12 protein-coding genes are annotated in these 13,113 nt (G+C 68.9%); all 12 read left to right on the top strand.

The window, feature by feature from the left end; all coding sequences use genetic code 11:
* The first annotated feature begins 109 nt into the window (after positions 1 to 109).
* The 12 genes from AC3ANK_RS00665 to AC3ANK_RS00610 all read left to right on the top strand — a co-directional run bounded on the left by AC3ANK_RS00665 (position 110) and on the right by AC3ANK_RS00610 (position 13,067).
* On the top strand, positions 110 to 1,561 hold the full coding sequence (locus tag AC3ANK_RS00665) for an NAD(P)/FAD-dependent oxidoreductase (RefSeq protein WP_484171831.1): 1,452 nt from the start codon (positions 110 to 112) through the stop codon (positions 1,559 to 1,561).
* 14 nt (positions 1,562 to 1,575) lie between these two features.
* Complete coding sequence (locus AC3ANK_RS00660; RefSeq protein ID WP_484172911.1) at positions 1,576 to 2,595, top strand: chorismate transformation FkbO/Hyg5 family protein; 1,020 nt, start codon at positions 1,576 to 1,578, stop codon at positions 2,593 to 2,595.
* A 561-nt stretch (positions 2,596 to 3,156) separates the two neighbouring features.
* The gene (locus tag AC3ANK_RS00655; RefSeq protein WP_206862555.1) at positions 3,157 to 3,405 is read left to right on the top strand and encodes a hypothetical protein; all 249 of its coding nucleotides are present in this window, start codon (positions 3,157 to 3,159) and stop codon (positions 3,403 to 3,405) included.
* Between the two features lie 250 nt (positions 3,406 to 3,655).
* Entirely contained in the window at positions 3,656 to 4,093 is a 438-nt protein-coding gene (locus AC3ANK_RS00650; RefSeq protein ID WP_206862556.1) for a post-PEP-CTERM-1 domain-containing protein, read from the top strand.
* Positions 4,090 to 5,754, top strand: coding sequence for a PA domain-containing protein (locus AC3ANK_RS00645; protein WP_484171830.1), 1,665 nt, complete (start codon positions 4,090 to 4,092; stop codon positions 5,752 to 5,754). Before AC3ANK_RS00650 ends, AC3ANK_RS00645 begins: the two co-directional genes overlap by 4 nt.
* Before the next feature lie 354 nt (positions 5,755 to 6,108).
* A complete protein-coding gene (locus AC3ANK_RS00640) occupies positions 6,109 to 7,572 on the top strand; it encodes an OprO/OprP family phosphate-selective porin (RefSeq protein ID WP_484171829.1) in 1,464 nt (487 codons plus the stop codon).
* Between the two features lie 22 nt (positions 7,573 to 7,594).
* Positions 7,595 to 8,605: a sulfate ABC transporter substrate-binding protein gene (locus tag AC3ANK_RS00635; protein ID WP_484171828.1), complete on the top strand. Its 1,011-nt coding sequence runs from the start codon at positions 7,595 to 7,597 to the stop codon at positions 8,603 to 8,605.
* Positions 8,606 to 8,633: 28 nt separating this feature from the next.
* The gene (gene cysT / locus AC3ANK_RS00630) at positions 8,634 to 9,500 is read left to right on the top strand and encodes a sulfate ABC transporter permease subunit CysT (protein ID WP_484171827.1); all 867 of its coding nucleotides are present in this window, start codon (positions 8,634 to 8,636) and stop codon (positions 9,498 to 9,500) included.
* Positions 9,493 to 10,347 carry a sulfate ABC transporter permease subunit CysW gene (cysW, locus tag AC3ANK_RS00625; protein ID WP_484171826.1) on the top strand — a complete coding sequence of 285 codons (855 nt, stop codon included), beginning with the start codon at positions 9,493 to 9,495 and terminating at the stop codon, positions 10,345 to 10,347. Before cysT ends, cysW begins: the two co-directional genes overlap by 8 nt.
* 136 nt (positions 10,348 to 10,483) lie before the next feature.
* Positions 10,484 to 11,551: a sulfate/molybdate ABC transporter ATP-binding protein gene (locus AC3ANK_RS00620; protein WP_484172910.1), complete on the top strand. Its 1,068-nt coding sequence runs from the start codon at positions 10,484 to 10,486 to the stop codon at positions 11,549 to 11,551.
* A 50-nt stretch (positions 11,552 to 11,601) separates the two neighbouring features.
* The gene (gene hemB / locus AC3ANK_RS00615; RefSeq protein ID WP_484171825.1) at positions 11,602 to 12,600 is read left to right on the top strand and encodes a porphobilinogen synthase; all 999 of its coding nucleotides are present in this window, start codon (positions 11,602 to 11,604) and stop codon (positions 12,598 to 12,600) included.
* Positions 12,597 to 13,067 (top strand): GNAT family N-acetyltransferase, encoded by a 471-nt coding sequence (locus AC3ANK_RS00610; RefSeq protein WP_484171824.1) that lies wholly within the window; start codon positions 12,597 to 12,599, stop codon positions 13,065 to 13,067. Before hemB ends, AC3ANK_RS00610 begins: the two co-directional genes overlap by 4 nt.
* The last annotated feature ends 46 nt before the right edge of the window (positions 13,068 to 13,113 follow it).

The following is a 13,113-nucleotide window of genomic DNA, read 5'->3' as shown; positions in this document are numbered from 1 at the left end:
GCGCCGTGCGCAACCGTCCGGGCCGCGCGGCGTGCCGATCCGGGCAGGCGGCCGGCCAGGCCCCGGGAATCCACCGGGCGGGCGCGGGCATTCCCTTATCATGCGCGGCATGACCGACACCGTCCCCGAGTCCGGCCCGGCCAGCGCCTCGCCGGCCGAGCTGAACACGCCTTCCGACGCCCCGACCGTACTGCAGGCCGACGTGCTGGTCGTCGGCGGCGGCCCCGCCGGCACCACCGCGGCGACGCTGCTGGCCCGCAAGGGCTGGAAGGTCCTGCTGCTGGAGAAGGACGCGCACCCGCGCTTCCACATCGGCGAATCGCTGCTGCCGATGAACCTGCCGATCCTCGAGCGCCTTGGCGTGCTGGAGCAGGTCAAGGCGATCGGCGTCTTCAAGCCCGGCGCGGAGTTCCCGATCGTCAACGACGACGGCACGCCCATGGCGCCCGACAACGAGGGCGCGGACCAGTACAACACCTTCCGCTTCGAACGCGCGCTCAACCCCGCGTTCGGCTACGCCTACCAGGTCAAGCGCGAGGAGTTCGACCAGTTGCTGTTCCGCCACGCGCAGGCCAACGGCGTGGATGCGCGCGAGAAGCACAAGGTCGAACGCGTGGAATTCGGCCGCGACGGCCGGCCTTCGATCGCGCACGCGCGCGACGCGCAGGGCAACGCATTCACGGTGCGCGCGCGCTACATCGTCGATGCGAGCGGTCGCGACACGCTCTTCGGCAACCAGCTCAAGCTGAAGAAGAAGAACCCGCTGCACCAGTCGGCGGCGATCTTCAGCCACTTCACCGGCGTGGAACGCCGCGACGGCGAGGACGCCGGCAACATCACCGTGCAGCGTTTCGCGCACGGCTGGATGTGGCTGATCCCGCTGCGCGATGGCGTGATGAGCGTGGGCGCGGTGTGCTTTCCCGAATACCTCAAGGAGCGCCGCGGCGAGAACGAAGCGTTCCTGATGAAGACGCTGGAGTCCGAGCCGCAGGTGAAAAAGCGCATGGAGAACGCGCAGCGCATCGCGCCCGTGCACGTCACCGGCAATTACTCGTACACGTGCGAGCGCATGCACGGCCCGGGCTGGGTGATGGTCGGCGATGCGTACGCGTTCGTCGATCCGGTGTTCTCCTCCGGCGTGTACCTGGGCATGAACAGCGCCGAGCAGGCCGCGCAGCTGGTCGACGGCGCGTTGCGCGATCCCTCGCGCGAAACCGCGCTGCAACGCGAGATGGACAGGCGCCTCAAGCGCGGCCTCAAGCATTTCCAGTGGTTCATCTACCGCTTCACCACGCCGGTGATGCGCCATCTGTTCAACCATCCGCGCAACGTGTGGCAGGTGGAACAGGCGGTGATCTCGATGCTTGCCGGCGACGTGTTCGACAACCCGGAGGTGCTCAAGCGCCTGCGCCTGTTCCGCCTGGTCTACACGCTGACCGCGATCCGCATGGCGCCGCTGGCGCTGCGCGGCTGGCTGAAGCGGCGCCGGCAGGTGGGCGTGGACGTTGGACTGCACGGCGCGGCCGACACGCTGCAGCCCGGCCCGGAGCGCGCGTCGTGAGCGCGGTGAGCCCGATGCCGTGGCCGACGCCGCGCTGGACCGTGGAGTACGTGCACGACACGCCCGAATCGCGGCTCCTCGCGCCCGACACGCTGGCGGTGATCGGCTTCGGCGCGAAGGCGCCGCACAACGACGACCCGCGTTACCTGCGCGTCGCGCTGGAGCCGCATGGCGATGCGCCGCTGGAAGTCTGGCGCGCGGGCGGTCCGGTGCAGCGCGGGCGGGACGGCGACGTCGCGTGGGCGCACGATGGCGCGCTGCTGTTCGGCGCGCTCGAACTCGACGAGCGCGTGGACGACAGCGCCCCCGGCGCAAGCGACATCGAAGCCACCGCGGAGCGCCTGTACCGGCGGCTGATCGAATTCGTGCAGCAGCGCGGCTATCCGCACCTGCTGCGCGTTTGGAACTACCTGGACGGCATCACCATCGGCGAAGGCGACCTGGAGCGTTACCGGCAGTTCTGCGTCGGCCGCGCGCGCGGGCTCGGTCCGGTGGACCCGCATACGCTCCCGGCCGCGACGGCGATCGGCCAGGTGAACGCGCCCGGTGCGTCAGGCGATGCGCCGCGTCGCCTGCAGGTGTACTGGCTCGCCTCGCGCGTGCCCGGCACGCCGCTGGAGAACCCGCGCCAGATCAGCGCGTACCGCTACCCGCGCCAGTACGGCCCGCAACCGCCGAGCTTCGCCCGCGCGATGCTGCCGCCGATGGGCGGCGCGATGCCGCTGATGATTTCCGGCACGGCCGCGATCGTCGGTCACGAATCGCGGCACGCGGATTCGGTGGCCACGCAACTGGACGAGACGCTGGCGAACTTCGACAGCCTCATCGCCGCCGCGCGCGCGCAGTGGCCGTCGCTGCCGGCGCATTTCGGCGCGCATTCGCCGCTGAAGGTATACGTGCGCGATCGCGAGGAACTCGGCGTGGTCGCGCGCGCGCTGGACGAACGCCTGCCGCGCGAGGTGCCGCGCGTCGTGCTGCATGCCGCGGTGTGCCGGCGTGAGCTGCGGGTGGAGATCGATGGGGTGCATGGGTAATTGATTTGGGGATTCGTGATTCGTGATTCGTGATTCGTGATTCGTGATTCGTGATTCGTGATTCGTGATTCGTGATTCGGAAGAGCGGATCACGGGATCTCCTTTTTGCCGTCCCACCCTCTCACCATCCTCCCGGCGAAGGCCGGATCCAGGCCGCGACATTCGGGCACTCCCGCACCGGTAAACCACATCACCGTCATTCCAGCGGAAGCTGGAACCCATTTTGATTTTTCGGCGCGGGGCGCGATCAAAGGCGAAGCATCGCAAGTGCGAACGTAGCCGCACGCCCCGCCCCTCACCCCAACCCCTCTCCCGGTGGGAGAGGGGCTCAAGGCGAAGCATGGCGAGCGTGAGCGTGATCGCACATCCCGCCCCTCACCAACCCCTCTCCCGATCGGAGAGGGGCTCAAGCCAACCGCTCCACTCCCCACTTCCGCCCCTTCACGTCCGAAATCAGCCCTTTCATCGCACGCGGTTGTTGCCATGGCGCAACGCCCACTAAGCTCGACATCGCACCGCACGCCTTCGCGTGCGGACCGGCCAACCAAGGGAGTCGCCGCAATGGGTCTGATCAGCCTGCTCTGGGGCATCGTCGCCATGATCTGGATGGTCATCGCGCTGATTCCGCTGCTGGGATGGGGCAACTGGCTGCTCATCCCGTTCGCCGCGGTGGGCGCGATCATCGCCGCCATCGGCATCCTCTTCACCAGCCCCGGCAACCGCGGGCGCGCGAAGACCGGACTGGTGCTCAACGGCATCGTGATCGTGGTCGGCATCGTTCGTCTCGGTCTCGGCGGCGGGATCGTCTGAGCCGCCGCAGCGACGCGCGCGTGAGGGTCTCCTTCACGCGCGCCGTTCCATACGTGGCCGCATTTTCCTGCTGAATACGTGGGTCCGCGCGATGTTGCGGCGCGGGCTTGTCGCGTGCGTGGAAGCGGGCGCATAGTCGAAGCGGGCTGAAGGGGGAGCCCGTACGCATCCCCATGCTCGATTCTTCGCGATGGACGTCGCGAGGGCGGAATCGGCTGGGGTTCATTACCTTCAGATCGGGACGTGACCCATGAAAAGGATCGGATCCGCGCTTTGGTTGTCGGCAGTCGCGCTTGGGTTGTGCTTCAACGTACAGGCCGAAGATGGCCAGTCCTCCACCCACCAGGTAACCGTCGCCGGCGTGAAGGTCGGCATCGATGCGGAAACCGGGCGGCTTCGTCCGCTCACCGCGAGCGAGAGCGCGCAGCTCGACCAGGCGCTGACACAAGGAAAGCAGGCGAAGGTCGCGCCGGCGATGGCGAAGACGTTCGCCGCGCCGCGCGATGCGGCGGCGGCACGCGCCACCGCGCGCAAGTCCGCGCACGGCGGCGTATCGGTAAAGGTGCCCGAATCGATGATGAGCTCGGTCGTCGCGCATCGCGATGCGTCGGGCCAGCTGGTCGTCGAGCACGCCGAACCCAACGGCGATTCCGTCGACACCCACGACAACGAGGAGCTGCTGAAATGAGAAAGCATCTTCTCGCCTGCGCGCTCGCCCTCGGCGGCGCATTCGCCTCCAACGCATCGGCCGCGCAGCTGGTACTGCTCAACGGCGATGCCGGCACCGGGCTCGGCCTCGACGATCCCACCGCCGCCACGCCGGTCGGCCTGAATCCGGGCACGACCGTCGGCCAGCAGCGCCAGATCGTCTACCGCTTCGCGATGGACCTGTGGGGCGCGGTGCTCAAGAGCGACGTGCCGATCAAGGTCGGCGCCTCGTTCCAGCGACTGAACTGCACCGCCACCGGCGCGACGCTCGGTTCGGCCGGTGCGAACTGGATCGACCGCGATTTCCCGAACGCGCCGCGTCCGGGCATCTGGTACCACTCGGCGCTGGCCGATTCGCTCGCGGGCGTCGACCTGGATCCGGTACCGGACGATCCGGCCGACATCGTCTCGCGCTTCAACGGCGACCTCGGCAAGCCGGACTGCCTGGCCGGCACGACGTGGTACTACGGCCTGGACGGCAAAACGCCGGCGGGCTCGATCAACTTCCTCAACGTGGTGATGCACGAGATCGGCCACGGCCTGGGTTTCCAGGGCTTCCTCGACAAGTTCACCGGCCAGTTCGGCGACTTCGACGGCACCGGCCCGCGCTCGGACGTGTACACGCAGAACGCGTTCGACAACGTGCTGGGCATCGGCTTCAACGATCCGGCCAGCACGCCGGCGCAGCGTGCCGAAGTGATGAAGACCTCGGGGCGGCTGGTGTGGTCGGGCCAGCGCGTGAAGAACGAGGCGGCGCTGGTGCTCGACAACCGACAGTACTTCACCGTCACGGCGCCGGCGAACATCGCCGGGCGTTACCTCTATGGCACGGCCAGCTTCGGCCCCGTGGCGTCGCCGGCGAACTTCACCGGGCAGGTGGTGCTCGGCGTGGACGAGGCCAATCCCGCCGGCCCAACCACCGGCGATGCGTGCACGCCGCTGACCAACGCGGCGGCGGTGACCGGGAAGATCGTGCTGGTCGATCGCGGCACCTGCGGTTTCGTGGTGAAGGCCGCGAACGTGCAGGCCGCCGGCGGCATCGCGATGGTGGTGGCCGACAACGCCGCGGGCAGCCCGCCGCCGGACCTGGGCGGCAGCGATCCGAACATCGCCATCCCGGCGATCCGCATCACGCTCGACGACGGCAACACGTTCAAGGCGAACCTGCCGGTGAACGTGACCTTCGACGTCGATCCGGTGCTGCTGCAGGGCGCCGACGACACCGGCCGCGTGCGCCTGTACGCACCGTCCGTGGTTGCGGGCGGCTCGACGTTCTCGCACTACGACACCGCGCTGTCGCCGAATGCGCTGATGGAGCCGTTCGACACGCCGACGGTGCAGGCGCAGTACAACGTCGATCTCTCGCCGGCGCTGTATCGCGACATGGGCTGGAAGGTGAACAACGGCGACGCGCGCATCGGCAAGTGCAACACCACCGTCGACGTGCTCGAACCGGGCGGCTTCATCGTCGGCGCGAACGTGCAGGCCTGGAACAACCTGTGCAAGGTGTCCGCGAAGAACCCGGGCAAGTACGTGCAGTGCATGGTCGACCTGCAGCACCGCCTGCGCAGCGCGAAGCTGATCCATCCGTTGCAGGGGGCGGCGATCCTGGTGTGCACGGCGACGAATCTGCGTCCGTGACGGAAGCACTCGTTGCCTGATCCGGACCGGCGCCTTCGGGCGCCGGTTTTTTTGTGCCTGCTTTCGTCGCCCGGGGCAAGCGAAGCACACCCCGAGCCCGTCACGCTCATCCCGGGTGCGCTTCGCTTACCCGGGCTACAAGCGCTTCACCCATCTCCTGCGCGCAGGGGAGCGGCCAGGAAGCACCGGGGACGCTTCACACCTTCTTAGCGTCCTCCCCCTCTCATACCGCTTCGGCATGACCGCATGACGCACGAGCCTTTGTCCGTTCACGGGGTGGAAGGCGACAGTCGCGCCGTGCCGCCGGAATCGCCGGCGCCGCTCCGCAAGCCTCCCCTTCCCCAGGAACCCGCCATGCCCAGCACCCGAACGCGACGATCGACCGTCCCCGCCTTCGCCGGCATCGCGCTGGCATGCGCGGCGGTGGCCTTTCCGGCGCATGCGCAATCGGACGCGCCGCTCACCGTGGAGGAACTCGCCCGCCGCCTGCAGGCCATCGAACAGCGCCTGGGCACCGCGCCGGCCGACGGCGCCGCGCCCGGCGACGCCAATGCGCTCGCCGACCTCGACCAGCGCCTGCGCGTGATCGAACGCAAACTCGACCTCCAGGCCGAGGAAGCGCAGGCCCGCGCCGCGAGCACGCCGGTGGTGAGCCTCAGCGCGAACAAGGGCCTGTCGATCAAATCGCCGCCGCCGGGCGATGTCGAACTGAAGTTCCGCGGCCTGGCGCAGGCCGACGGCCGCTTCTACATCGACGACGACGCCGACCCGCAGAACGACACCTTCCTGTGGCGGCGCGCGCAGCTCACGCTCGATGGCACGTGGGGCCCGCTGCTCGCGTTCCGCATCACGCCCGAGCTGGCTGGCGACAGCGTCACCCTGCTCGACGCGTGGGCCGACCTGCGCTTCAGTCCGGCGGCGACGCTGCGCATCGGCAAGACCAAGAGTCCGGTCGGACTGGAGCGCCTGCAGTCCAGCAGCGCGATCGAAATGGTCGAACTCGGTTTCCCCAGCGAGCTGGCGCCGGGCCGCGAGATCGGCGTGCAGCTGCAAGGCGAGGTCGCGAACTCGACCGTGTCCTACGTCGCCGGCGTGTACAACGGCACCGTCGACGGCCGCGATTCGGCGACGACCAATCCCGACGACAACTTCGAGTTCGGCGCACGCGTGTTCGCCGAACCGTGGAAGAACGGCGCCGGCGCGCTGTCGGGCCTGGGCTTCGGCATCGGCGCGAGCACCGGCGACAAGGAAGGCGGCGGCAACGGCTTCCTGCCGCGCTATCGCACGCCGGGGCAGGTGCAGTTCTTCGGTTATCGCAGCGCGGTGCTCGCCGACGGCGAGAGCACGCGCTGGTCGCCGCAGGCGTACTGGTATCGCAACGCATTCGGCGTGCTGGGCGAATACATCCGTTCCAGGCAGGACGTCGTGCTGCCCGCCACCGGCGAGCGCGAATCGCTCCAGCACAGCGCGTGGCAGCTGCTGGCAAGTTTCGTGCTCACCGGCGAGGACGCCGGTTACAAGGGCGTGGCGCGACCTAACCATCCTTTTACCGTCGGCGGTGCAGGCTGGGGGGCCTGGGAACTGGTGGGGCGCGTTGGCGCGCTCACCCTCGACGACGACGCCTTTCCGGTCTTCGCCGATCCCGCCGATTCGGCGCGCAAGGCGACCGCGTGGGCGCTGGGCGTGAACTGGTACCTCACCTCGAACTTCAAGCTCGTCGCCAACTACACGCAGACGGCCTTCGACGGCGGAGCCGCCGATGGCGCCGATCGCGAGGACGAGAAAGCGTTCTTCACGCGCGCGCAGTTCTCCTTCTGACCCTCTCCACGGAATCGAACCCATGAAGACCTTCTTCCGCAATGCGGTGCTCGGCCTGGCGATGGTGCTTGCCGGCGGCGTGGCGTCCGCGAAGGACGCGCAGCTGCTCAACGTGTCCTACGATCCCACGCGCGAGTTCTACGCCGAGGTCAACAGGACCTTCGCCGCGCAATGGAAGCAGCAGACCGGCGAAACGCTCGATATCCGCGCGTCGCACGGCGGTTCGGGCAAGCAGGCGCGCGCGGTGATCGATGGACTGGAAGCGGACGTGGTGACGCTCGCGCTCGCCGCCGACATCGACGCCATCGCCACCAACGGCAAACTGCTGCCGACGAACTGGCAGACGCGCCTGCCGCACAACAGCGCGCCGTACACCTCGACGATCGTGTTCCTGGTGCGCAAGGGCAATCCGAAGCAGATCCGCGACTGGGGCGACCTGGTGAAGCCCGGCGTCGGCGTGATCACGCCCAACCCGAAGACGTCCGGCGGTGCGCGCTGGAACTATCTCGCGGCGTGGGCGTGGGCGTCGCAGCAGTATCGCGACGGCGACAAGGTCGTCGATTACCTCACCCGGTTGTTCAGGAACGTGCCCGTGCTCGACACCGGCGCGCGCGGCGCGACGACGACGTTCGTCGAACGCGGCATCGGCGACGTGCTGCTCGCGTGGGAGAACGAGGCGCTGCTCACGCTCAACGATGCGGGCACGCGCGGGAAGTTCGAGATCGTCGTCCCGAGCCTGAGCATCAAGGCCGAGCCGCCGGTGGCGTGGGTGGACAAGAACGTCGACCGGCATGGCACGCGCAAACAGGCCGAAGCGTACCTGCGCTTCCTGTACACGCCCGAAGGCCAGCGCCTCGCGGCGAAGCACGGCTATCGCCCGGCCGAGCCGGACAAGGTGCCGGCCGCGGAACGGTCGCGTTTCCCGCAGGTGAAGCAGGTGACCATCGACGCGGCGTTCGGCGGATGGAAGAAGGCGCAGGCGGAGCATTTCGCCGACGGCGGCTTCTTCGACCGGATCTATCGGCCGCGGTAAGCCGATGCCTTCGAACGGCCGACACGCCATGTCCACACTCGCCCTTCTCCCGCTAGCGCGCCGGGGCCGACGCCCGTTGCCGGGCTTCGGGCTGAGCCTCGGCCTCGGCCTGGCGTGGCTGAGCATCGTGGTGATGCTGCCACTCGCGGCGCTGGCGATCCGCGCGGCGGGACTCGGCACGGAAGGCTGGCTGCGCGCGATCCACGATCCGCGCGTGCAGGCCTCGCTGAAACTGAGCTTCACCGCGTCCTTCGCCGCCGCGCTGGTCGCCTCGGCCGCAGGCGTGCTGGTGGCGTGGGTGGTCGTGCGCTACCGCTTTCCAGGCCGGCGCCTGCTCGATGCGCTGGTCGACCTTCCGTTCGCGTTGCCCACGGCCGTCGCGGGCATCGCGCTCACCGCGATCTATTCGGCGAACGGCTGGGTCGGGCGCTTCACCGAACCGCTCGGGTTGAAGATCGCCTACACGCCGATCGGCATCGTCATCGCACTCGTCTTCATCGGCCTGCCCTTCGCCGTGCGCACCGTGCAGCCGGTGCTGGAAGCGCTGGGCCGCGAGCAGGAGGAAGCGGCGGCGTCGCTCGGCGCCTCGCGCATCACCACCTTGCGTCGGGTGGTGTTGCCGGAACTGCTGCCGGCGCTGCTCACCGGGTTCTCGCTCGCGTTCGCGCGTGCGCTGGGCGAGTACGGGTCGGTGATCTTCATCGCCGGCAACCTGCCGTACAAGACCGAGATCGCGCCGCTGCTCATCACGATCCGGCTGGAGGAATACGACTACCCCGGCGCGATCGCGATCGCCGCGCTGCTGCTGGTCGCGTCGTTCGTCTGCCTGCTGGCGATCAACGCCATCCCGCTGCTGTTCGCGCATGAACGACGCGGAGCCCGCCGCGATGCATGACGCCGCCGACCGCGACCTGCAGGAACCGGCGTGGCTGCGCTGGTCGCTCATCGCGCTCGCCGCGCTGGTGATGGCGGCGCTGGTCGTCTTGCCGCTGGTGATGGTGCTCGGCGCCGCGTTCGCCGAGGGCTTCGGCAGGTGGCTCGATTCGCTCACCCAGCCCGATGCGCTGTCGGCGCTGAAGCTCACCCTGTTCACCGTGGCGATCGTGGTGCCGGTGAACGCGGTGTTCGGCCTGTTCACCGCATGGGCCATCGCGCGGTTCGAATTCCGCGGCAAGCAGTTGCTGCTGTCGCTGATCGATCTTCCGTTCGCGGTGTCGCCCGTGGTCGCCGGCCTGTGCCTGGTGCTGCTGTTCGGCTCGCACGGCTGGTTCGCCGACCTGCTGCAACGCTTCGACATCAAGATCCTGTTCGCGCGGCCGGGCATCGTGCTGGCGACGTTGTTCATCACCTTCCCGTTCGTGGTGCGCGAGCTGATCCCGCTGATGCAGCAGCAGGGCGCGGACGAGGAACTGGCGGCGCGCTCGCTCGGTGCAGGCGGCTGGACGATGTTCCGTCGCGTCACGCTTCCCAACATCAAATGGGGCCTGCTGTACGGCGTGCTGCTGTGTTCGGCGCGCGCGATGGGCGAGTTCGGCGCGGTGTCGGTGGTGTCCGGCCACATCCGCGGGCTCACCAACACGCTGCCGCTGCACATCGAGATCCTCTACAACGAGTTCGACAGCACCGGCGCCTTCGCCGCCGCCTCGCTGCTGGCCGGGCTCGCGCTCATCACCCTCATCCTGAAGTTCTGGCTGGAGTCCCGCCATGGCGACGCCCTTGCGAAATCCCATCGCCGACACTGACATCGCCGCGCCGGTGAACGCCTCCGGCAACGGCCTGCGCATCGCGCATGCGGCCGTGACGACGGCGCATTCGACCGCGTCGGCGGAACCTGTCACCCTCGGCGCCGACGGCCCCGCACGCCAGCCCCGGAGCGGCATGGACCTGCACCTGCGCCAGCTCAGCAAACGCTACACCGGCGTGGCGGCGCTCGACGGCGTGGACCTCGACGTCGCCGCCGGCGAGCTGGTCGCATTGCTGGGGCCGTCGGGTTCGGGCAAGACCACGTTGCTGCGCGTGATCGCCGGATTGCTGCATCCCGATTCCGGCCAGGTGCTGTTCGGCCGCGACGACGCGACGCGACTGAGCCTGCGCGAACGCAACGTCGGTTTCGTGTTCCAGCACTATGCGCTGTTCAAGCACATGACGGTCGCGGAGAACATCGCGTTCGGGCTGCGCAGCCGTCCGCGCCGCAAGCGCCCGGACAAGGCGACGATCACGCGTCGCGTGGAAGAACTGCTCGGGCTGATCCAGCTGCCGGGCTTCGGCGACCGCTATCCGGAACAGCTCTCCGGCGGCCAGAAGCAGCGCGTGGCGCTCGCGCGTGCGCTGGCGATCGATCCCACGGTGCTGCTGCTCGACGAACCGTTCGGCGCGCTGGATGCGAAGGTGCGCGTCGAACTGCGCCGCTGGCTGCGCCAGCTGCACGAACGCACCGGGCAGACGACGCTGTTCGTCACCCACGACCAGGAAGAAGCGCTGGAACTGGCCGACCGCATCGTCGTGCTGCGCGAAGGCCGCATCGAGCAGGTCGGCACGCCGGACGAGATCTACAGCGATCCGGCGTCGGCGTACGTGTTCGATTTCATCGGCCGCGCGAACGTGCTGGAAGGCGAGGTGCGCGACGGCCGTTTCCACCTGCCGGGCCATGCGCGCACGTTCAGCGCCAACGGCGTGGCGGACGGCGCGGCGCGGCTGTATGCGCGCGCCCACGACATCGCGCCGGGCGAAGGCGATGAGGGCATCGGCGCGCGCGTGGTCGCGGCGCATCGCCTCGCCGATCGGATCACGCTGGAGCTGCACGTCGAAGGGCAGGCGCGGCCGGTCGAACTGGATTTCGCGGCGACGCCGGGCCTGACGACGCCGGCGCCGGGCAGCGAGCTGAGGCTGGTGCCTTTGCGGTATCGGGTGTATGGCTCGTCCCCCTGCCCGCAGGGGAGGGAGTAGCGCCATCGCCTGCGGAGGGTTGGCCTTTTGATGAGGCGTACAATGCCCGCATGAGCACCTACCCCCACGCACGTCCGCGGCGGATGCGCCGCGATGAGTTCTCGCGCCGCCTGATGCGCGAGTCGGTCCTCACCGCCAACGACCTCATCTATCCGGTCTTCGTGCACGAGCGCGACGGCCGCGAGGCGGTCGCGTCGATGCCGGGCGTCGAGCGCCTCTCCATCGACGAACTGCTGCGCGTCGCCGAGCAGTGCAGCGAACTGCGCGTTCCCGCGATCACGCTGTTCGGCGTGCCGGACATCGAGAAGAAGACGCACGACGGCGCGATCGCCTGGGCCGACGACGGCATCGTGCAGCGCGCCGTGCGCGCGCTGAAGCAGCGCTTCCCGGAGCTGGGCGTGATCACCGACGTCGCGCTCGATCCCTACACCACGCACGGGCAGGACGGCCTGCTCGACCAGAGCGGCTACATCCTCAACGACGACACCGTGGAGGCGCTGGTGCGCCAGTCGCTCTCGCACGCGCAGGCCGGCGCCGACGTGGTCGCGCCCAGCGACATGATGGACGGCCGCATCGGCGCGATCCGCGGCGCGCTCGAGGACGCGGGCCAGGTCAACACGCGCATCCTCGCCTACAGCGCGAAGTACGCCAGCGCGTTCTACGGCCCGTTCCGCGCCGCCGTCGGTTCGGCCGCCGCGCTGGGCAAGGGCAACAAGTACACCTACCAGATGGACCCGGCGAACGGCGAGGAAGCCTTGCACGAAGTGGCGCTCGACCTGGACGAAGGCGCCGACATGGTGATGGTGAAGCCGGGCATGCCGTACCTGGACATCGTGCGTCGCGTGAAGGACGAGTTCCGCGTGCCGACGTACGTGTACCAGGTGAGCGGCGAGTACGCGATGCTCAAGGCCGCCGCGCAGAACGGCTGGCTCGACGAGCGCGCGACCGCGATGGAAGCGCTGCTCGCGTTCAAGCGCGCCGGCGCGGATGGCGTGCTGACGTACTACGCGCTCGACGCGGCGCGCTGGCTGCGCGAAGAGCAGGCGTGAGCGAGGTCGCCAACGCGGCAACGCTGCGGCGTGCGCGCATCGGCGATGCCGCCGAACTCGCGCGGCTCTCCGCGCAGTTGGGCTATCCGCAGGACGCGGACGCGTTCGCGCGTCGCCTGCGCCGGCTGCTGATTTCCGCCGATCATCCGGTGATCGTCGCCACCGACGACGACATCCGCCTGCTCGGCTTCATCGCGATCGAGCGCCGCCTGATGCTGGAAACCGGCGATCGCGTGGAGATCGTCGGCCTCGTCGTGGATGATGCGGCGCGCCGTCGTGGCATCGGCCAGGGGCTGGTGCGCGCGGCCGAGGACTGGGCGCGCGCGATCGGCATCGGCGAGGTGCTCGTTCGATCCAACGTGGTGCGGGCGGAATCGCATCCGTTCTATGAAGGCGCCGGATTTGTCCGGATCAAGTCGCAGCATGTTTACCTGAAGCAGACAAGCCACGGCGGACGTGAGGAGTGAGCGCGCACTGACGCGCACTTCTCGCTATTCACTCCTTTCCTCACCG

This window comes from Lysobacter sp. SCRH-1R, from assembly GCF_057747855.1.
Note: the sequence above shows the minus strand (reverse complement) of the source record. Positions and strands in the feature narration are given on the sequence as shown.